This window comes from Azotosporobacter soli (genome assembly GCF_030542965.1).
Lineage (GTDB): Bacteria > Bacillota > Negativicutes > SG130 > SG130 > Azotosporobacter > Azotosporobacter soli.
In genome coordinates, this window is sequence record NZ_JAUAOA010000004.1 from 25040 (window position 1) to 46445 (window position 21406).

The 21406-nt window shown below is 52.6% G+C and carries 18 protein-coding genes; 11 read left to right on the top strand and 7 right to left on the bottom strand.

The features are described 5' to 3' along the window. Positions 1 to 35 precede the first annotated feature (35 nt). A complete protein-coding gene (locus QTL79_RS05695; protein WP_346353996.1) occupies positions 36 to 1247 on the top strand; it encodes an EAL and HDOD domain-containing protein in 1212 nt (403 codons plus the stop codon). 282 nt (positions 1248 to 1529) lie between these two features. On the opposite strand, the gene QTL79_RS05700 is transcribed toward QTL79_RS05695, so the two are convergent. After that, complete coding sequence (locus QTL79_RS05700) at positions 1530 to 3713, bottom strand: Tex family protein (protein WP_346353997.1); 2184 nt, start codon at positions 3711 to 3713, stop codon at positions 1530 to 1532. Positions 3714 to 3858: 145 nt separating this feature from the next. Here QTL79_RS05700 and QTL79_RS05705 point away from each other — a divergent pair, with 145 nt between their 5' ends. Next, on the top strand, positions 3859 to 5205 hold the full coding sequence (locus tag QTL79_RS05705; protein ID WP_346353998.1) for an MATE family efflux transporter: 1347 nt from the start codon (positions 3859 to 3861) through the stop codon (positions 5203 to 5205). A gap of 30 nt (positions 5206 to 5235) precedes the next feature. On the opposite strand, the gene QTL79_RS05710 is transcribed toward QTL79_RS05705, so the two are convergent. Then, on the bottom strand, positions 5236 to 6255 hold the full coding sequence (locus QTL79_RS05710) for an HD-GYP domain-containing protein (RefSeq protein ID WP_346353999.1): 1020 nt from the start codon (positions 6253 to 6255) through the stop codon (positions 5236 to 5238). Positions 6256 to 6536: 281 nt separating this feature from the next. On the opposite strand from QTL79_RS05710, the gene perR reads away from it, so the two are divergent. Continuing rightward, positions 6537 to 6968 carry a transcriptional regulator PerR gene (perR, locus tag QTL79_RS05715; protein ID WP_346354000.1) on the top strand — a complete coding sequence of 144 codons (432 nt, stop codon included), beginning with the start codon at positions 6537 to 6539 and terminating at the stop codon, positions 6966 to 6968. A gap of 39 nt (positions 6969 to 7007) precedes the next feature. On the opposite strand, the gene QTL79_RS05720 is transcribed toward perR, so the two are convergent. After that, positions 7008 to 8096, bottom strand: coding sequence for a right-handed parallel beta-helix repeat-containing protein (locus tag QTL79_RS05720; RefSeq protein ID WP_346354001.1), 1089 nt, complete (start codon positions 8094 to 8096; stop codon positions 7008 to 7010). A 214-nt stretch (positions 8097 to 8310) separates the two neighbouring features. On the opposite strand from QTL79_RS05720, the gene deoC reads away from it, so the two are divergent. The 5 genes from deoC (at position 8311) to QTL79_RS05745 (ending at position 14034) form a co-directional block, all read left to right on the top strand. Continuing rightward, a complete protein-coding gene (gene deoC, locus QTL79_RS05725) occupies positions 8311 to 8952 on the top strand; it encodes a deoxyribose-phosphate aldolase (RefSeq protein WP_346354002.1) in 642 nt (213 codons plus the stop codon). Between the two features lie 80 nt (positions 8953 to 9032). Beyond that, complete coding sequence (locus QTL79_RS05730) at positions 9033 to 9707, top strand: response regulator transcription factor (RefSeq protein WP_346354003.1); 675 nt, start codon at positions 9033 to 9035, stop codon at positions 9705 to 9707. Beyond that, on the top strand, positions 9697 to 11004 hold the full coding sequence (locus QTL79_RS05735; protein WP_346354004.1) for a sensor histidine kinase: 1308 nt from the start codon (positions 9697 to 9699) through the stop codon (positions 11002 to 11004). The genes QTL79_RS05730 and QTL79_RS05735 overlap by 11 nt, the downstream gene beginning before the upstream one ends. Before the next feature lie 126 nt (positions 11005 to 11130). After that, the gene (locus tag QTL79_RS05740) at positions 11131 to 12345 is read left to right on the top strand and encodes a hypothetical protein (protein ID WP_346354005.1); all 1215 of its coding nucleotides are present in this window, start codon (positions 11131 to 11133) and stop codon (positions 12343 to 12345) included. 336 nt (positions 12346 to 12681) lie between these two features. After that, positions 12682 to 14034, top strand: coding sequence for a phosphomannomutase/phosphoglucomutase (locus tag QTL79_RS05745; RefSeq protein ID WP_346354006.1), 1353 nt, complete (start codon positions 12682 to 12684; stop codon positions 14032 to 14034). Here QTL79_RS05745 and QTL79_RS05750 read toward each other — a convergent pair. Beyond that, positions 14009 to 15619, bottom strand: coding sequence for a PAS domain S-box protein (locus QTL79_RS05750; protein WP_346354007.1), 1611 nt, complete (start codon positions 15617 to 15619; stop codon positions 14009 to 14011). The two genes, QTL79_RS05745 and QTL79_RS05750, sit on opposite strands and share 26 nt — an antisense overlap. A 404-nt stretch (positions 15620 to 16023) precedes the next feature. Between QTL79_RS05750 and QTL79_RS05755 the strand changes: the two genes are divergently transcribed. From QTL79_RS05755 to rlmH, 3 genes are all read left to right on the top strand, one after another. Next, positions 16024 to 16800: an MBL fold metallo-hydrolase gene (locus QTL79_RS05755; protein ID WP_346354008.1), complete on the top strand. Its 777-nt coding sequence runs from the start codon at positions 16024 to 16026 to the stop codon at positions 16798 to 16800. Between the two features lie 32 nt (positions 16801 to 16832). After that, entirely contained in the window at positions 16833 to 17948 is a 1116-nt protein-coding gene (locus QTL79_RS05760) for a S1C family serine protease (protein WP_346354009.1), read from the top strand. 233 nt (positions 17949 to 18181) lie between these two features. After that, positions 18182 to 18661 carry a 23S rRNA (pseudouridine(1915)-N(3))-methyltransferase RlmH gene (rlmH, locus tag QTL79_RS05765; protein WP_346354010.1) on the top strand — a complete coding sequence of 160 codons (480 nt, stop codon included), beginning with the start codon at positions 18182 to 18184 and terminating at the stop codon, positions 18659 to 18661. A 41-nt stretch (positions 18662 to 18702) separates the two neighbouring features. Here rlmH and QTL79_RS05770 read toward each other — a convergent pair whose 3' ends face one another. From QTL79_RS05770 to sigZ, 3 genes are all read right to left on the bottom strand, one after another. Then, complete coding sequence (locus QTL79_RS05770) at positions 18703 to 18930, bottom strand: hypothetical protein (RefSeq protein WP_346354011.1); 228 nt, start codon at positions 18928 to 18930, stop codon at positions 18703 to 18705. A gap of 471 nt (positions 18931 to 19401) precedes the next feature. Next, positions 19402 to 19827, bottom strand: a complete 426-nt coding sequence (locus tag QTL79_RS05775) for a DUF2703 domain-containing protein (RefSeq protein ID WP_346354012.1) — start codon at positions 19825 to 19827, stop codon at positions 19402 to 19404. A 210-nt stretch (positions 19828 to 20037) separates the two neighbouring features. Next, positions 20038 to 20604 carry an RNA polymerase sigma factor SigZ gene (gene sigZ, locus QTL79_RS05780; protein WP_346354013.1) on the bottom strand — a complete coding sequence of 189 codons (567 nt, stop codon included), beginning with the start codon at positions 20602 to 20604 and terminating at the stop codon, positions 20038 to 20040. Positions 20605 to 21406 lie beyond the last annotated feature (802 nt).

Genomic DNA, 21406 nt, shown 5'->3' on the forward strand with positions numbered 1-21406 from the left:
ACTGTTGACCAGCAAGCGGCTAGGGAGGGATAGGCATGGAAGTGTTTGTGGCCCGGCAACCTATTTTTGATATTCATCAAAAGGTATTTGCCTATGAGTTATTGTTTCGGGTCGGCAAAGAAACCGCCTTTAGCGGACTCGACGGCGATGAAGCCACCTCGGAAGTGATCTGTCGCAGCTTTTTTGCGATCGGGATGGATGCCATGACCGGCGGTAAACGCGCTTTCATCAATTTTACCGGCAATTTGCTGCTGAGCGAGATTCCCCTCCTCTTGCCGAAAGATATCGTCGTGGTGGAAATTTTAGAGAACGTCGATCCGACGCCGGAAGTCGTCGAAGCTTGCCGACGCTTGAAAAAAGAAGGCTATATTCTGGCGCTGGATGATTTTGTTTTTGAACCGCGCTTCAAGCCGCTCCTGGCGCTGGCGGATATCGTCAAGGTCGATTTCACCCTGACCAAGGGAGAGGAACGGCGCAGGGTCGTAAAAATGCTCGATAACGGACATCTGAAATTTCTCGCGGAAAAAGTAGAAACGCGCGAGGAATATAATCAAGCGGTGGCGATGGGCTACAGTTACTTTCAAGGCTATTTTTTCAGTAAACCGGTGCTCCTTTCCGGCAAGGATATGGCCAGCAACCGGATTCATCCGCTCAAAGTCCTGCGTGAACTGAATAAGCCGGAAATTGAATTCCCGACGATTGAGAAACTGGTTCTGCAGGATATCGCGATGACCTATCAGTTGTTGAAGTTCATCAATTCGGCGTCGTTCGGTTTTCGCAAGGAGATCGGTTCGGTGCGTCAGGCATTGGTGCTGCTCGGACGGAAAGAACTGATGAAATGGGTCTCGCTGATCGCGCTGCGCTCGGTAAGCAAGGGCAAGACCGATGAACTGATTGTGGTCTGCATGATTCGCGCCCGCTTTGGCGAATTGATCGGACAAAAAGCAGGCTTCAAGGGACGAACGGAAGAAGTCTTTATGATGGGGCTGTTCTCGCTGATCGATGTGTTCGTTGATATGGCGATGGCCGATATTTTGCCGGAACTGCCGCTTTCCTCCGATGTCAAGGAGGCGCTGCTCGGACAGGACAACATGTTCCGCCGCATCTTCAAACTCATTGTCGCCTATGAACAGGCGGATTGGGAAAACTTTTTCGACTATACCAAGGAACTGCAGCTTGATGATGGCGAGATGCCCGATCTCTACCGCCAGGCGGTAGAGTGGGCTGACGAAGTGATCCGCCTGTGACGAAAAAGCCCCGCAGCGTATTGCTGCGGGGCTTGAAACTGTCAAAAAAACGAAATCTAGTGGGACGTTTTTTACACGAAGAGTCGAAGAAGGGAAGGCCGGAAGAGATTTTAAATTCTTCCTTTCTTTTCGCCGGGCTGATAGTATCAGCCCGTTTCGCTTCTTCGTGTTATCGTTTCCTTTAATCGTTCTAGTCGCTCCTGTTATCGTATTCTATTTTTCAATTATCTACACGCTGAAGCCCCGCAGTTTTTTGCTGCGGGGCTTTGTTGCGTCTGAGAGTTATGCTTTTTGCGCCGGCACCTGTTTCAGGCTGAGTGCGATACGGCCGCGCGCTTCGTCGACGCTCAGGATCATTACGTCGAGAATATCGCCGACCGAAACGATGTCGAGCGGATGACGGAACATTTTATGGCTGAGCTCGGAGCGATGAATCAGGCCGTTCGTTTTGATGCCGATGTCGACGAATACGCCGAAATCGATCACGTTGTGCACCGTACCGCGCACGACGCTGCCGGGCGTGAGTTCGGCCAGCGTGACAAGATTCTTGCGCGTCAGAGGTGCGGGCAGATCCTCGCGCGGATCGCGACCGGGCTTTGCGAAGGCCGACAAAATGTCGCGCACGGTCGGTTCGCCGGCGTTCAGTGCGGCGGCCAGTGATTTGGCGTCGCTTTTGGCGACGGCGTCCTGCACGGCGGGCAGTTGCTGCTTGTCGGCCAAAGCGGTCGGCGCGAAGCCGAGTTCAGACAGGATACTTTCCGCCAGCGGATAGGACTCCGGATGCACGGGCGTATTGTCTAACGGATTCTTTGCCGCGACGATGCGCAGGAATCCGGCGCATTGCGTAAAGGCCGCCTGACCGAGGCGGGGTACTTTCAAAAGCTTTTTCCGACTGTCGAAGCTGCCGTTCTCGTCGCGGAAGGAAACGATGTTCTTCGCGACGGTCGCGTTGATGCCTGAGACGTGCTTGAGCAGCTCAACCGAGGCGGTGTTAAGGTCGATGCCGACATGGTTGACCGCCGAATCGACGACCGAGTCGAGTGTGCCGGCCAGCTCTTTTTGATTCACGTCATGCTGGTATTGACCGACGCCGATCGATTTCGGATCGATCTTTACCAGCTCAGCCAGCGGATCCTGGACGCGACGGGCGATGGAAACCGCGCCGCGCAGCGAGACGTCGAGACCGGGCAGTTCGTCTTTTGCGAGCTTGGAAGCCGAATAGACCGATGCGCCCGCTTCATTGGTGATCAGATAGTGCAGATTAAGGTTGTGCTCCCGGATCAGTTCGGCAAGGAATTCTTCCGTTTCGTAAGAGGCCGTGCCGTTGCCGATTGCGACAAGCGTGACGTTATGTTTGCGCAGAAGTTCAAGCAGTTCGACCGCGCCCTTTGCCTTTTGACCGGCGCCCAGCGTAATGAAAAGCGTTGTGGTTGCCAAAACGGTGCCGTTTGCATTGACGACCGCCGCTTTGCAGCCGGTACGGAAACCAGGATCGAGCCCCAGTACGGTATGGCCGCCCAAGGGCTGCTGCAAAAGCAGTTGGCGCAGGTTCAGGCCGAAGACCCGGATGGCCTGTTTCTCGGCGTTTTCTGTCAGTTGGCCGCGGATCTCGCGTTCAAGCGCCGGGAAGAGCAGGCGTTTATATCCGTCGGCAATCGCCAGCGTCAATTGTTCCTGAAAGAGGGATGCGCCCGTGACTACCTTGCTGTGGATGAACTGGAGCAATTGTTCCTGCGGCACGACCAGCTGGACTTTGAGTACGTCCTTGCTTTCGCCGCGATTTACCGCCAGGATGCGGTGCGAGGGAATGCGGCGCACCGGTTCGCTGTATTCGCGGTAGGTAAGAAAGGCCTTGCCCGATTCTTCATCGACCGCGAGCGTCGTCGCGATTTCGCCCTGCTGCCAGATCATCCGGCGCAGCTGCGCGCGGATGTCGGCGCGTTCGGCTACGAGTTCCGCGATGATGTCGCGTGCGCCGGCGAGCGCGTCTTCCGCCGTCTCGACGCCGAGTTCGGTGTTGATGTATTCGGCTGCAAGGGAGAGTATATCGCCGTTAACGCTTGGAGCCTGCGCCAGGAAAAGCTCGGAGAGAGGTTCCAGGCCTTTTTCGCGCGCCGCCTGCGCGCGTGTTCTTTTCTTAGGTCGATAAGGCAGGTAGAGGTCTTCGAGCTCCTGCAGTTTCGTGGTTGCGCTGATGGCAGCCGATAATTCCTCGGTCAACTTGCCCTGCTCTTCGATGCTGGCCAGAATGTCTTCCTGGCGTTTGGCTAGGTTGCGCAAATATTGCAAGCGGTCTACAATAGTGCGTAGCGCTTCTTCGTCGAGTTCGCCGGTTACTTCTTTGCGGTAACGGGCGATGAAAGGAATCGTGTTGCCGTCATCGAGCAAGCGGATCGTGGCTTCGACTTGAGCCGGACGAACGCGCAGCTCCTGTGCGATCAAATTCGGAATATCTTGTACGATCATCGGGTGAATTCACCTGCTTTTCATTAATTTTACACTGGGCCAAAGAGGCCAGCAGTCTTACTCTTCAACATTATAGCATAGATAAGACACGGATATCGGATCGCTGACGCAGGAAAAAAGAAGGGGCGCAAAGTGGAGGAATGTCATGCCTGATTTTAACGGATATATGCGTCGCCGCATTTTGGCGTTAGCCTGGCCGGTGGTGCTTGAGATGTCATGGTTCATGATCGTCAATCTTTTGGTCACCGCGATGGTCGGGCGCTTGGGCGCTGTTTCGCTCGCCGCGGTCGGTTTGGCGACGATGGTTCAGTTTTCCAGCACGATGATCTTTGCTGCGGCGGGAACGGGGGCGGCGGCGCTCGTTGCGCGGGCCAGCGGCGCAGGCGATTGGCCGCGGGTGCGCTTGATCACCGGTCAGGCGATTGTCGTCAGCCTTTGCTGCGGTTTTCTCCTGACGCTGATCGGCTGGCAACTTTCGGCGCACGTTTTCGGCCTTGTCGGCGCGGAAGAGGCGGTAGCGACGCTGGGCGGCGAACTGCTGAGGATTCAATTTCTCTCGGCGCCCTGCCTACTGCTCTTCTCGGTCGGTAATGCGATTCTGCGCGGCATCGGCAAGACGAGACTGACGCTCTTGATCAGCTTTGTCGCGCATAGCATGAACCTGAGCGTGAGCTTTCTTCTGATCAACGGCATTGCCGTGCCGACGCTTGGTGCGAGCGGTGCGGCCTGGGGCTCCTGCGCGGCGCAGACGGCAGGCGCGCTGGCTGTTTTTCTCGTCCTCTTCCGGCAGCGCAGCATCCGTTTACGCGCCAAGCAAATGTGGCCGCTGAGAGTGAACGTGATGCGCGAAATTCTGGCGATCAGCGTGCCTGCCGGACTGGAGCAATTGGCGATGCAGGGCGGGCGCATCGTCTATACCTTTTTGCTTGCCGAAATCGGCGCGGTTCAGTTTGCGGCGCATCAGATCGCGATGCAGGTCGAGTCGATCTCCTTTCTGCCGGGCTTCGCCTTTTCCATTGCGGCGATGACGCTGGTCGGGCAGAATCTTGGCCGAAGCTTGTCGCATCGGGCCGAACAGTACGTCTGGCAGACGAACCGCATGGCGCTAGGTAGCATGACCGCGATGGCGCTGATCTTTTTTCTCTTTGCCGAACCGCTGACGCGTCTATTCATCAGCGATCCGGACGTCGTCTATTGGGGCAGTCTGTGCGTCAAGATCGCCGCGCTGGAACAGCCGACGATCGCGCTGACGTATGTCTTCGCCGGTGCGCTGCGCGGCGCAGGCTATACGAAATGGCCGATGTATATTACTGCGCTCGGCGTTTGGGGTGTTCGCATCCCGGTCGTCTATGCGGCGCTGAAAATTTTTCACTGCGACATCACGGCAGCCTGGTACATCACCGCGGCGGACTTTTTGCTGCGCAGCCTGATCCTATGGCGACGCTTTCGCGTCGGCGACTGGAAACGAAAAGAACTGCCGCAAAGAGACTGAAACGTCTCCTTTGGGCAGTGTCTTTTGCTTTTATTCTTCAATGACTTCGCAAATCGTCAATGTGGAAGTCTGCATAAGGTCGATCGAGCGGCCGCCGCCTTCATTCGGCAAGTGAAGCTGAGGTCGCAGCGGAAAGTGGGCGTGATTAGCGGTGACGTAGCCGGTTTCGCCGGTGTTCAGGCGGACGAGATTGCCGACGGAAAAAAGCGGTACGGCATGGAGGAAGGTCGTCAACAAACGAAGATCAAAGAGCGTATTTCCTTTGGACATCATTTCCTCCAAGACTTCCTGACGCGGCGTGCCGCTCAAGAGCGAAGCTCGCAGCGCATTGTCGAAATAGTTGGCGATCGCGACAATCTGTGCGTGCGGATGCAGTTGCTCGCGCGCGCGGCCGAGCGGAAAGCCGGAACCGTCGTAGCGCTCATGATGTTCGGCTGCAATGCGGCAGGCTGTGACGTTGCGCGCCAGCAGCGTCAGGAGATTGCGGCCGTAGAGCGGGTGCAGGTCCGGGATGTCGTTGTGCGGCGGATTGGAAAGCTGCACCGCCTTGCCGATATCATGCAGCAACGCGCCGATGCCAAGTTCTTCAAGCTCCGGGCGGGACAAACCGAGGGTAAGGCCGGTAATCAACGACAAGAGGCAGACGTTGATCGCATGCGTCATTTCGTTTTCCTCTGGCTGGCGAATCTGAATGTGCAAGATGTCCGGCAACTGGCGTTTGCTTTCTTCGATTGCTGCGCCGACCAACGTTTCCAGTTGCTTTAGATACGAGGTGCTCAGTTTCGGATTAGGCAGACGGCTGGTTTGCAGCTGGTAAAGCGATTGGAAGCAAAGCTCGATCTCGCCGCGCAGTTCGGCTGAAATCGCCGAACGTTCTTTTAGTTTTTCGGCGATCGGATCATAGACGCGCAGCGATGAGATGCGCAGACGTTCTAAGCGTTTCAGATAACGGGTCGTCAGTTGGATGCCTTTTTCTAAGAGCAGCGTGCCGGATTCGTCAAAAATGTCCTGGGCCAGGATCATGCCTGGCGAAGCGTTGCTAATGTGCATGAAATAGATCCTCCCGCGAAAAATAAAAGCTCCATTCATTTATTATATGACAGATGGAGCTTTAGCAGCTATGGCCGCAAGTCCTACATGAGCCGGGACTTTTAAATCGATTTTAAAAAAACGCAGGCGCAGTAAATTAGAAAAAAACGACAAAATAAAACAATTTATACAAAACTGTAACTCCTATTGACAAGACAGGGATTGCATATTAAAATTAGGTATAATTAAAGGAAAACTATTATCAATAGATAGGGTTTGTTCTAGAAAGGTGGTGAGAATGTATGGCAATTTGCGTTACGACTATGTTGCGTGAACGCGGCTTCAAAGTGACTCCGCAGCGACTGGCGATCTACAATTATCTTTCGTCTACGAAAGCCCATCCCAATGCTGAGACGATCTTTAATGATTTGCAGCCGGTGTATCCTACGATGAGTTTGGCGACTGTCTATAAAACAATGGAGATTCTGCGCGAAATCGGTCTGGTCCAGGTGCTCAATATTGGGGAAGATAGTTTCCGCTACGATGCCTTTACGGAGAATCATCCGCATGTCCGCTGCATGTCCTGCGGGCGCGTCGATGACATCGACGATATCAAGGCAGGAAAATTTGTCGATGATGTAGCATCTTCGACGAACTACCAGTTAACGGGGCAACAATTCTACTTCTTCGGCGTTTGTCCGGAGTGTCAGAAACAAAGAAAGAATCCGAGTTAGTTTGTGCTGCAATTATGCCCGGCAATCGCCGGGCTTTTTTTATTTCTGCACATTGCCGTTTACGCTGACGCCGCTCGCCTTCGGATTGACGTCGAGCGCGTTTGGAATGTTGCGGATCGTATTTTGCTCGATGCTGCTGTAAGTGGCGAATGCGGAGACGCGGATGCCGGACGTTTGCTTGTTGCGGCCGCTCTTATCGGCGACGATGGTATTGTTTCGCACCGAACAGTGGCTGCCGTTCAGATCGATGCCGAGGCGTGAATTATGCAGTGTGATTAAATTGTTCTCGATGCGGTTGTTGTCGGCAAAAACCGCGATGGCGGCTTGTGCGTTCGGCGTCTCGTCAGTGGCCGGATTGGCGGTAATGCGGTTGTGGAGAATCTTGCCGCCCGAGGTTTGCAGCTTGATCGCGCGGCGGTTGAAAGCGTCAAAGGTGCAATCCTTAATCGTCAGATCGCACAGCCAGTCTTTCTTGCCGTTGATCTGGACGCAGTCGCCGGAGTCGAGACTGCCGACGTCTTTGAACGTGCAGCCGATGATGCTCAGCGATTCGACGTTCCAGGCGGATATCGCGCGTACATTGCCGACGGATTCACTGCGGATGCCATGAAAATAGCTGTTGCTAAGTGCGATGTCGCCGCCGCCCTTGACGATCAGCGCACGCGCGGTCGCTTTGGCATCGCCTGCGAAATTGCGGATCTCACAATTTTGCAGCAGAACGGAATGCGCATTGTTTAGGATCAGTGCGGTTTTGCGCTTCTGGTTGCCGTCGAGAACCAGATTGGAAAGCGTGACATGATCAGAGGCGATCTGAAGAAGCTCTGCGCCGCTGCTTCGGCCCTTGATGATCGTGTCTTTCTCGCCGACAAGCATCACGCCGCTCGGCAGCGTCAGCGTATCGATCAGATAGGTGCCGCTAGGGAGATGAAGATACTGGTTGCTTTTTAATTTTCCAAGTGCCGTCTGGAAAGCGCTCGTGTCATTGTTTTTGCCGTCGCCTTTGACGCCGAAGGCGCTTATCTCAACGCGGCTTCGTTTCTCGGACGGTTGGTTTGCGCTGACGCTGGAGAGAGGGACGAATAAGTACAAGGCTAATAAGGCTGCGACGAAAAGTCTTGCAAAGTTCATGCGGTGCTAGGCTCCTTTTTCTGCGATTCATAATAATGTAATCTTATCAAGAATTTATTACAAAGAAAGGCGCGTTTTTCTTACGTGTTTCTGACAAATTTCCGACTGAGGCGGAAATTTGTGAACAGGAATTTTTTTTTCAACGGCGAATTTCTTTCTAGACTGGAACGAAGTCGTCGGAAGCGTTCGTTATGATGGTGAGGAGGATGTTGTTATGGATTTGGCGGCTTATATCGATCATACGGTATTGAAACCGGATGCGACGAGTGAGGATGTGCGCATATTGTGCAGCGAGGCGAAAGAGCATCAGTTTGCCGCTGTATGCGTCAACCCTTGTTTTGTCGATCTGGCGGCGCATTTATTAAAAGGCAGCAACGTTAAGGTGGCGACGGTCATCGGCTTTCCGCTCGGCGCGAACTTGAGCAGCGTCAAGGCTTTCGAAACCGAACAGGCCGTTTTGCAAAAAGCCGATGAAATCGATATGGTGATCAATCTCGGTGCTGCGAAACTGGGCCTCTGGGAAGCGGTGCAGGCCGATATCGAGGCGGTCGTTACAGCCGCAGACGGCAGGACCGTTAAGGTGATCGTCGAGACCGGGCTTTTGAACAAGAGCGAAAAAAGACGGGTCTGTGAAACGGTTCTAGCAAGCGGCGCGCATTTCATCAAGACGTCGACCGGCTTCGGGCCGGGCGGTGCGACGGTAGAAGATGTGGCCTTATTCAAATCGATCGTCGGCGACCGGATCGGGATCAAAGCATCCGGCGGCGTGCGCAGCAAAGAAGATGCCGAAAGAATGATTGCCGCCGGTGCAACGCGGATCGGGACAAGCGGCGGCGTGAAGATCGTCAGCGGCTGAGTTGGCAAAGGCGTTGAAGAAAAAAAGAAAAACGTTATGGATGAGCAAATTATACATGGATGTATAAAAGAAGGTGCCCCATGAAAGTTTTGTTGGTTGAGGATGATTGCAAACTTCTCGATGCACTGTCACACCTGCTGAAAGAAACCGGCTATGTCGTCGATAGCGCGGCGGATGGCGAGGCGGGAAGCGAAATGGCGGCGATGGGAGTGTATGACGTCATCGTTCTTGACCGGATGCTGCCGAAACTGGACGGTCTTTCTTTGTTGAAAGAGATTCGCGAGCGGGGCGTCGATACGCCGATTTTGCTTCTGACTGCGCTGGATGCGCCGGAGCAAAGGGTGGAAGGCCTGCATGCGGGCGCGGATGATTATCTGATCAAGCCGTTTTTTGCCGCAGAGTTGATCGCGCGGCTGAAGAATTTGACCCGCCGGAGCCATAAGGGGCTGGTGAATGACGCGATCACGGTCGGCTCGTTGACGCTCGAGCCATTGCGCAGCCAAGTGGTAAAGGGGCGGGATACGTTTCAATTGACGACCAAAGAAATGCTGCTCTTGGAACTCTTGATGATCAATGCAGGGCAAGTCGTGACGCGCGAATGTATTATGGCCAAGATCTGGGGTTATAATTCGGATTGCGATTTTGCCAGCATCGATGTCTACATCCATTTTTTACGCAAGAAATTGAATGTTTCCAATATCCGTACGGTGCGCGGCATCGGTTATTGTTTGCAGGAGGATTGCCATGTTCCATAAACTGCGTCTTAAGCTTACGTTGGTCAACGCGTCGCTGATGCTGCTTTTATTCGCGCTTTTGATCGGCGGCGCGTACGGGTTATCTCAAGTTGATGCGAATGCGCGTGAAGAACATATCGGTGAGAGGATCATCGCCGACATACGGGCGGGGCGGCTGCAAGAAGTGCCGCTGCCGCCCGTTTTCCTGCCGGGCGGCGAAGGGCCGCCGCCCAAAGGACGTTTTTTTGCGCCTCCGCCGCCGCCGAATTCAAGGATTTTCTTCGTGAAGGTAAGCACTGCAGGAGAAATCCTCTTCCAGTCGAACGGCCAGCCGTTTTCGCAAGCGCAATTGGCGGCGCTTGTGGAAAATGTTTTTAATGCGAAAGAAAACAAAGGCATGTTGGCATGGGGTGACGGTGATTACTTCTATCAGAAAGAGCCGCCCAAGGACGGCGAAGCGGGAATCCTGCTCTTTCACGACCTGTCACAGGCCAAGCACATGCAGCGGACGGTGATGACGGCGCTTTTGGTCGTCGGCGTCATCTGCGCGCTCTTGTCGTTCGGCGCCAGTTTTTTTCTTGCCAACCGGGCGATGCTGCCAATCAAGAACGCCTGGCAACAGCAAAAGGATTTTCTTTCCGATGTTTCGCATGAACTGCGCACGCCGCTCGCCATCATTCAGACCAATCTCGAGATTGTGCGGCAAAAGCCGTGCGTTACGGTGGCCGAGCAGGACAAATGGCTGGAGAATATCCAGACAGAATGCGTCAGCATGGCAAAAATGGTGGACTCGTTGCTTTTTTTGGCGCGCTCGGATGCGCAGCAGCAGCAGCTTATAAAACAGCGTTTTGCGCTGCATGGCCTGGTCATACAAGTGGTCGCGTCGTTTCAGGCAATGGCGCTTGCTAAAGGCGTGACGCTTAGCGCTGAGGCGGAGGAAGCGATTGTCGGCTATGGCGATGAAATGCAGATCAGACAGGCGATCACCATCCTGCTCGATAACGCGCTGCGCCATACGTCAAGCGGCGGACGGGTCGACGTTTCGCTCACGCGAAGCGGCAAACGCGCGGTGATAACGGTGGCTGATTCCGGCGAAGGGATTGAGGCGGCGTATCTGGAAAAGATCTTTGACCGCTTCTACCAGGTCGATAAGGCGCGCAGCAACGGCGGCAGCGCGGGGCTGGGCCTGGCGATTGCCAAATGCATCAGCGAAAGCCATGGCGGAGGTATCGATGTGAGCAGCGTGGTGGGAAACGGTGCGACCTTTACGCTTTGGCTGCCGCTTGAAGCGGCGATACGTTGCAATGAGAAAAAGTGAAAATGAGGCAGACAAATAATTTGAAAAAATTTGTCTGCCTTGCTTTTTTTTAAGGCTGCTTTAAGATTTGCTGCCGAAAGATAAAACGAGAGGCAGATAAACTCTAGAAAGCAGGAGGGATATAGCGTGCGAATTTCATCCTTAAGCAACAATTGGTATCTGTATCAGCAAAACAAGACGCAGGACGCGAGCGACAGCAGCGTGACGCAGCAAACCGATCAGACAAGTACGAGAAAACAGCAGCATGGTCTGAGCAGCGAAGAAGCGCAAGCCGTATTTAGCGGCATGATGAACCAAGGATTCATCGCGCCGCCAGCATCAAGCAGCAACGATGATACGACGCAAAGCATTATGAGCTTTTTGGAAAAAGTCAAGAACGGCACCGCGACAAGCGACGACATCAGCAATCTGCAAAGCGTATTAAATGGCAGCAGCACGACAACAACCAGCGATACCACATCCGGTACGAGCAGTAGCCTAAGCATAGAAGACTTTTTCAAAAAAGTAAAAGACGGCACGGTGACCGACGAAGACCTTAGTACAATGCAGACACAACTAAATTCGATGCAAAGTCTTGCCGGTGCGGCGATGACGCCTCCGCCCGGACCGCCGCCTGGGCCGCCGCCCGGCGGAATGAAGGACAGCAGTACGCAAAGCAGCATCATCAGCTTTCTTGACAAGGTGAAAAACGGCACAGTGACCGCTGATGACCTGACCAGCCTACAGACTGTGCTTAACGCCAGCGACTCCGACAGTGCAAACGAGGCAAGTTCTTCGACAACGAATAGTGATGTACTGAGTTTGGAAGAGTTCTTAAAGAAGCTAAAAGAAGGCACGGTTACTGACGAGGATCTCAGCGCGCTGCAAACTATGCTGAACACGCAAAACGGAACAGCAGGAGCGGCCGGCATGCCGCCGCAGGGGCCGCCTCCGGGACCGCCGCCCGGCAACAAGGACAGTGATGATACGACCGACAGCATCATCAGCTTCTTAGATAAGGTGAAAAACGGTACGGCGACGGCGGCCGATCTGACCAGTTTGCAAACGGTACTGAATGCCGGCAGTTCCGAAAGCACGGACTCGACCAGTTCTTCAACGACGAGCACCAGCAGTACGTTGAGTCTGGAAGAATTCTTGAAAAAGCTGAAAGCCGGAACGGTGAGCGATGACGACCTCAGTGCGATGCAGACGGCGCTCAATTCGAGCGATTCCTCAAGCACGCAATTGTCCGCCGCGATGACGGAACAATTATTTAAAATGGCGATGACGGCCTATGAAAACAATTCGTACACGCCGGACTGGCTCAGCTCTTCCAGTACAAAATCGATTTATTCGGTATAGGCGGAGCACTGCCTCTTATTGAAAAGAAGAGCATAAAAAAGAGAAGTTCTCCTAATTGGATTTCATCGATTAGGAGAACTTCTCTTTTATTCGTATGGATGCGAAAGTCGCTTTGGTAAACTAAATTGGATAGTAATGCAGTGCATGAATAAAATCAGCTCTTTTTGCGAAAGTGGTTTCAGACTCAGTTAAATCAACCTAAATAAGAAAAAACAAATGAAGCAGAAAAATCTATTTTGCGAGGTTCGTTTTTGCGAAAAAAGCTGCGACGAATTTGCTCTCTTTGTCCACTGCGTGCTACAATAAGCAAAGCAAAAAAACAGAGGCGGGGATGCAATGAAGGGCGTATTTAAGGCGTGTGATATTCGCGGCGTGGCCGGAGAAGAACTGACGGCAGAGCTGGCGTACCGGATTGGACGGGCGATCGGCGTGAAACTGGCCGGACGTAAAGTGGTAGTGGGCGGCGATATCCGTTTATCCACTCCCTGGCTGAAGGCGGAACTGATCAAGGCACTGCTCGAATCGGGCTGCCAGGTGACGGATGTCGGGATACTCGCGACGCCGGTTTTCTACTATGCGCTGAGAAAGACCGGCGCGGACGGCGGCGTGATGGTCACCGCATCGCACAATCCGGGAAAATATAATGGTTTTAAAATGGTCTTTGGCAATATGCCTGTTAGCGAAGAAGACGTGGCCGAGATCGGCCGCCTGGTCGAAGAAAATGCGCGCGTCGATGGAACGGGGACACTAACGGAACTGGCGCTGATCGAAGACTATCTGCGTGATACGTCCGCACTGGCGGCTGACGGCAAAGGGATGAAGGTCGTCGTCGATGCCGGAAACGGCGCAACGGCGCTGATCGCGCCGAAACTTTTTCGCGCGGCGGGTTATGAAGTGGTCGAACTGTATTGTGAGCCGGACGGACATTTTCCCAATCGTCCGCCCAATCCGGCGCTGGCCGAGAATCTGGCCGATCTGGGACGTGCAGTGCGGCAAAGCGGTGCGCAGCTCGGCGTCGCGTTCGACGGCGACGGCGACCGCGTCGGCTTTGTCGATGAAAACGGACGCCCGATCGACAATGACGACATCATCGTGCTCTTGGCGCGCGCCTTTTTGGAACACGAACCCGGCACGATCATTTATGATGCGAAATGTTCGATGGTCGCCGCCGAGGAAATCGTCAAAGCGGGCGGCAAGGCGGTGATGGCGCGGGCGGGGCATACGTTCAGCAAGGCGGCCTTCCTGCGCGAGCGCGCGCTGTTCGCCGGAGAGATCAGCGGACATTTCTTCTTTCGCGAACTCAATTATGACGACGGTATGTATGCCGGACTCCAGATCTGCCAGTTCGTAGCCGAGCACGGCTCTCTGGCCGAATTGGTCGATGCGATTCCGAACTATCTCTTGACGCCGGACATTCGGGTGAAATACGTTAAACCGGATAAAGAAGAAGTGCTCGAACAAATTGCGCTGGCGCTCGCCGCGTACCAACCGAACCGGATCGACGGCGTGCGCATCGATTTTGCCGACGGCTGGGGCATGATCCGCGCGTCGGTCACCGAGCCGCTCTTCACGCTGCGCTTTGAAGCAAAAACGCGCCAGCGGCTCGACGAAATCATCGAGCTTTTGCTGGCGGCGTTGCCGGATAAAATAAGAGCGGCAGTGCTTAACGCTTTACCGCCGCTGAATTGAAACGGATATAAAAAGTGGTTCCCTTGGGACTCGTATCGATTTTTAACCGGGCCTTGTGCTTTGCGGCGATGTTGTAACAGACCGCGAGGCCGAGGCCTGTTCCTTTGTCCTTGGTCGTGAAGAATGGCGTGCCCAGTTTTTCGATCATCGAAGAGGGAATGCCGCAGCCCTGGTCGCGGATCGATAGGACGATCTCTTCGCCCTCCAGTTTTGTACCAAGCGTCAACGTGCCCTGCGGCGTCATCGCTTCCAGGCCGTTGCGCGCCAGATTCAAAATCAGCTGACGGATCTCCTGGCTGTGCATGACCATGTCAGGCAGCTCGGGATCAAGATCCAATTCCAGGAACTTGTTTTGCATGATCGCGTCCGACTGAATCAGCGGCGTCAAAACCGTGACGATCTGATTCAGGTTCTGCTCTTCAAGCGGAGCGCTCTTGCCGCGCGCAAGCGAAAGGAATTCGCTGATGATCGTATTGGCGCGATCCAGTTCATCGACCATCAGATCGAAATAGTCGCGGTAGGGCTGGCACTCATCCTTGCTGCTTAAAAGCTGCAAAAAACCGCGTACCGTCGTCATCGGATTGCGCACCTCATGCCCGATGCTGGCCGCCAGTTCGCCGACCAGATTCAGCTGCGCCAGACGGGCCAACTCGTGTTTCAGTTTGACGGTGTCGCTAACGTCGCGGATGACGATCAGCACTTCGTTTTCCGCCGTCGGTACGACGCGCGCCTCAAAGTGATAATCCTGATCACCGCGCGTCATGTCATACTCGAGTTCCTGCGGCTTTTCCGTCGCCAGTGCGGTTAAGAGACTGCCCATCAGCAGGCGGGTGGTCTGCTCCGGCAGCAGATTGGCGATGTTCTGTCCGACGACGATCGCCGGTGCGAGACCCTGCAGACGGGCGGTCGGGCAATGATAATAAAGGACGCTGCCGGCCGCATCGAGACGAAAGACGAGATCGGGCATGAAGTTGACGACCTGCTGATGCAGTTCAGAGAGCGCCTCGAACTCCTGGTTGCGGCGGCGCAGATTGGCGCGGCTTTGCTGCAGCGATTCTTCGGCCTGCTTGCGATCCGTGATGTCGACAATGCCCGAGACCATATAAGTCTGACCATTCATTTCGATCAGTTCGGCAGAAATCAGACCGGTCTTAATGATGCCGTTGCGCGTACGAAAATTGACCTCGATATTGTGCAGCTGACGATGCAGCGCCAATTGACGGAAAAAAGCTTCCCGATACTCCTGCCGTTCCCAGAAACGAATGTCATGCGAAGTCCTGCCCATGACGTCGTCGCGCGAATAGCCGAACATATTGGTGAAGCTGTTGTTGACCGATATGAAATACGGATCGGGAAAAGACGTCAAAGTAATGGCGATCGGAATGCTGTTGAAAATCGTGGCAAAATAGCCGTCGGACATCGGCAAGGCGGCTTGGGCATGGAATAATTGGTTGTGGCGCAGGCCTGGCATCAGGCACTGCGGCTGGTATTCCGGCGGCTGGACCGTTTCCAGTTCGGCGATGCGTCGGTGCAAAGAATTCAGTTCATATAATAATTCTTCCCGCGACAGGTCTTGCAAATCCATACCTAAATCCTCTCTTTGCAAACAGTCTGAAATTCCTCCCGAACGACTATTCGACAAATGCTATAAAACAATTATACAGGAATTAGGCGATAAAGGGAAGTAATTTCGGGAAACGTGTCGATTTTTGACTGGAAAATCTTTGCAAACTGTTAAACAGAAAAAGTTTTTAAAAGACAAACGTCCAAAAGCCACGCAAAAGAGTGAGCGGGCGTTTCAGAGGGGTGCTGCAACGATAAAGAGGCGAGGATTCATGTTTTTGCTGCTCGCAACGGCTTCAATGCAGCTGCAACGCAAAAAAAGAAGGTCGCAGCATAGAAGGGAATCCTAACTGGCGGCTTGGCGAGCGCGCCGTTTTCTACTATAATACAGGCAGGGCCTTGTGCCTCACGGAAAAGGAGAAAAGTATGCAAGTACACGTCTTAGCCAGTGGCAGTACTGGAAACTGCATCGTATTGGATTTTGCACACACCCGTTTGCTGGTCGACGCGGGGATCAGCACGCGGCGCATAAAAAATGGCCTGGCCGAGATCGGCTTGCAGCCGGAAGAACTCGACGGCGTGTTTCTTACGCATGAGCATCGCGACCATGTCAACGGTCTGGCGACATTGACGAAGAAATACCGCTTGCCGGTTTATGCGACGGCGGCTACCTGGCAGAATATGTTCTGCCGTGCGGCCATTCCTGACGAATGCTGCCGCATACTGAGCGAGAACGTCGGCATCGGCGCAGTCAATGTGCGCCCCTTTGCGATTTCGCATGACGCCGCCGCACCGGTCGGCTATTCGTTTTATACCAAAGAACTCAAATGCACGGTTGCGACCGACCTTGGTTTTGTTACCGACGGCGTGCGCGAAGCGCTCGACTACAGCGATATTTTAGTACTCGAATCCAACCACGATGTCGAAATGCTGCAACAGGGAAGTTATCCGTGGCATTTGAAACGCCGCATCCTGAGCAACCGCGGCCATCTTTCGAACGTCGACGCCGGTTGGGCGATCGCCCGTATGGCGAAAAAGGACAAGCTGCAGGTCTTGCTGGCGCATCTTAGTCAGGAAAACAACTGTCAGGAACTGGCCGAACGGACCGTGGCCAACATCGTGAGCGAGCAGGGCTTTTGCCTGGAAAATCAAATCAAGCTTCATATGACGCAACCCGATCAGCGGGTCAGCATCGCATTATAAAAGAAGAGACAGGACAGCAGGGAGGAATGAAAATGAGAGAGGGATATCGAAAATGGGCGCCGTATTTTCTTGTGGCGGTCTTAGGGGCCTGCATCGGCGGCGGACTCGTCCTGGGTTACGGCGGATCTATGCTTGGCAAAGATAAAACGCGTCCGGCGGGCGACAAGATCACCTTGTCGCAGGGCAAGGCGACTGCGCAGCTGTCGGAAGCGCGCAACACGCCGCTCGTGCGTGCGGCGCAGGCGGTCGGCCCGGCAGTCGTCGGCATCACGAACAAAGCCTATGCGCGCGACTATTTCAACCGCAAGGTACTGGTCGATAAAGGCGTCGGCTCGGGCGTCATCTTCGACGCCAAGGGCTACATCGCGACGAACAACCATGTCGTTGAAGGTGCGCAGGAACTGTCGGTATCGCTCTCGGACGGTCGCGTCGTTACCGGACGCGTCGTCGGAACCGATCCGGTGACCGATCTGGCAGTCGTTAAAGTTGACGAAAGCAATCTTCCGGTTGCTGTGCTTGGCGATTCGGACAGCCTGATGGTCGGCGAACCTGCGATGGCGATCGGCAATCCGCTTGGTCTTGAATTCAAAGGTAGCGTAACGGTCGGCGTCATTAGCGCGTTGAACCGCTCGATCGAGATCGGCGAGCGCAAGTTCAAACTGATCCAGACTGATGCGGCGATTAATCCCGGCAATTCCGGCGGCGCACTGGTCAACGCCGATGGAGTGCTGATCGGCATCAACAGTGCGAAGATCTCAGCCGAGGGCGTCGAAGGCATTGGCCTTGCGATTCCGATCAACAGCGCGCGTCCGATTCTCGAATCGCTGATTGAAAAAGGCCGCGTCGTGCGCGCTTACATCGGAATCGGCATTCTTGATAAGGCCAGCGCAGCAAACTACGGTTACCGCCTCGATCTCGAACAGGGCGTCTATGTCGCTCGCGTACAACAAAACGGCCCGGCCGGACGCGCAGGCATCCGTGAAGGCGACATCATCCTCAAGATCGGCGGAGCCGACGTCAACAGCGTCGCCGATCTGCGCTCCGCGGTCGATGCGCAAACGGTCGGCGGCAAAGTCGATGTTGTGATCCAGCGCAAGAACAAACAGATGACGACGAGTGTGCAGCTTGAAGAAATGCCCCAACAATAATGAAGGCGGGCGAAGGATAAGCGGCGTCTGGCGTTGTTGCCGCGGAAGTTCGAATCCTCAACGTACCATCGCGTACGCCTGTGGTTCGAACTCCCGCGTCGCCTAGCCACACTTGCTTCTCCTTCGCCCTTAATTTGCTGGAAACATGTTTCAGGCCTTTCTTTTTATCTTCGAAACTTCGTGTTGAACACTCTATCAGGTTAAGAAATCAATTTTTAGTAAGGGGAACAACGATGAGAATTACCATCCTTGCCGTCGGCAAGATTAAGGAAAAGTATTTGAGCGCAGGGATCGCCGAATTCGTGAAGCGCTTGACGCCGTTTTGCAAGCTGAGCATCGTCGAACTCGACGAAGAACGGATGCCGGACAATCCGTCGGCGGCGGAAAAAGTGCAGGCGCTGACGAAAGAAGGCGAGCGCGTCTTGAAACAGGTCAAGGACGGCACGCGCCTGATCGTGCTCGACGTCGCCGGTAAGCTGATTTCGTCCGAAGAACTGTCGGCCAACTTCGACCGCTTGGCCGTGAGTGGTCAAAGCGACCTCACCTTCGTGATCGGCGGCGCGTTCGGACTTTCGCCCGATCTCGTCAAAGCCGCCGACGAACGCATTTCATTTTCGAAGATGACGTTTACGCACCAAATGATCCGGTTACTGCTGGTGGAGCAGATTTATCGGGCGTTTAAGATTAGTCGGGGAGAAAAGTATCACTGGTAACAAAAAAGCGAGCAACATTTCGTGAGATGTTGCTCGTTTTTTTATTGCCAGAATGAAAGTAGTATTTTGAACATGGTCAGCTTTGGCAAATCAAATTTGAGTGTGATGTAGCAGTTGCTCAGTTGTGCACTTTTCGCCGTCGCAATTTTTTCGTCGATTGCTGTTGCCATCCATGGCGCGCTCGACACTAGGCGCATCCAGCGCCGTCGCAAGCGGATGGGGGCGCAGCGGTGGATGGAATGCCCGCAGAAGAAGGCGTCCATGGTCAAACGCTATGCCATCCATGGCGCGTTTGACACTAGAAACATCCGGTTTCGTCGCCAGCCTGCGGCGTGTGACGTCCTGTCACACGTTCCATCCTCCTTGTCTGTGGCTCCCTGTCTGCTCGTCCTCGCGCCGAAACGTTTTGAAAAAAACGCGACGCGGGGATGGTGGGGAACGGGGACGTTGTTTTTAAGTCAATTTATTAAACAATGCAAGCCTGACCCTGGGACCATCCAATGGTAGACGATTAGATTCCCCAAATAATCAAAGATATAATTCATATCGAGCCTCCTTTGTTAGGTGTTATTGCTAAAATGATTCGCGTATGCTTTGCTTTGCAGCCTTTCTCAAGTTTTCTTCCATTGGCAGCCGAGACACCGAAAACTCGTTGTCTCGGCTGGCCCTTGTGAAATAACCCTTCTTTGCGTAGGTGCTATAAGACTCTTATCAGAGTCTCGTATGGGGTGAGTGTTCCGTTATTGGCAGCCGCAGCCAGGAGAACATACAGGCGTCTTTTGCTCATCCACTAAACCTAATGTCTTGTGTGCCGCCTGACGGATAGCTTTTGCCGGAATATCTTCATACTCCTCGCCTTCAAACATTATAGTTCGACAATAGGTATCGGTTCCCAGCAAATCAGTACAGGAACCACAGTAGTTTTTTGACACTTTGATATTTAGGATATCTTCGATGGGAACTCCATTAAAGAAGAGCGTATTTGATTGAGGAACTTGAGTATCATTAAGTTTGGTCTCGAACCATTCGACTTGAATCCCTTGTTGCTGTAATGCTCTGTTCAATCTTTTTACTTCCTGATTAAGATTCTCACCCGTATCATAACAACGATTGCAGGTTTCCCCTGACACATCAAGGTGTCTCCATTCAATTTTTAGTGTTTTCATTTTCATACCCTCCATAAGTTTTTATGTGAAATCAAAATACTCTTTTTTGGGGGGCTTGCTGTCCGTTTAACAGTAGCCTCATACTAACCATAAAGCCAGTTCTTTTCATTAAAACCTCCTGAAGTATTTTGACTTCTACTAATTAAGACGAACGGGAAGGCGATTTGGTCGCAAAAAAAATCTACAACATTTCGTTGTAGATTACTCACTTCACTGACAAGTGTCTGAGCACTTGCAGTTTTTCTTTTTATGGTATTCAACGATATTACCATGTCTGTCGAACTCAAGTCTGCAGCAGGCTGAGAGTAATTCCTTCAATTTATTCCTGGCTCTTTGTACTCTGGTTTTCGAACCGGAAATGGATATTCCGAGCTTCTCCGCTATCTCCTTGTGCTTCAAATTTTGTAAAATATATAACTCCAAAGGCTTTCTATACCTATCAGGCAATCCAGACAGAAGCGCTTTTAGACAAGCGGTAATTTCCTCGTTCATATTCACTGATTCGTTCTCTTCAGTGATCGTCTCTTTTATATCATTTATCTGGACAAGTTCGGCATTTCTTCCCCGATAATAATCGATGATTGCGTTATAAGTAATTTTATAAAGCCATGCTTTAAGATTGGATAAACTAGCCAAATGATCAATATTGCCGTATACCTTGATAAAGACTTCCTGAAGTATATCTTCCGCAGCGTATCTATCACTTACTTTAGTTTGAATGTAACTCAACAATTGACTTTTAAAATCAACCCAGACTGTCTCTAATCTTTGATCCATAACAACATACGCCCTTCCTCTTTCGGTGATTTAACATATAATAAACTCATTTTAGTAATAAACCCTTAAAGTACGGAACAGAGCGTCGAGAGAAAATTGCATGTTTAGACACCGAGGGAATAGTGAAATAAACCACTCGATTTCCGCTATCCGTTGTGTAGGCCACTCGTTTTACGGGTGGTCCTAACAATTTTATATAGATTGCCCCTTGCAGGATAAAAGATCTCCGATCTTCTGGATCAGCCTAACGTATCAAAATTCCATTGTGCACAAGATTATCGACTGACTTACTAACAGTGCTTTTATCAACGCCGATCATCTCCGTCAACAGGTTTAGCCAAATAGTCCCTACTCTAACAATCGCAACGATGGAATAACTCTGGCTCAGCGTTATTCCACAACACGAAGCATCACCACGTTCCAGAACTACTAATTTGCGGACCAAAATCCGCAAACTTTCTCCCCAGTAATTGCGTTTGAGGGAGATTAATCATGAAAATTACCACTCTTTCTAATTATACTTGGCTTATCCAACTATAATCAATATAACTGTTGGATAAGCCAAGGAAGTCTAATGGGAGCAATGCCAGCAAACGTGTTATGCATTGAAGTGTGAGTAATTATCAGGGCATTTTAGGTCAGGCTTGCGTTATTGAAAAAAACGACTTGTTTATAAAAAACACTTCGTACTTCCTCAATAAAAATATGCGATTAAAAAGTTTCGCCGCTTATTACGATACGGAGGGAAATAGCTTCTTTAGCTACTCAAACGGCGAAAAAAGGTCAATATCTTTGTTTATAT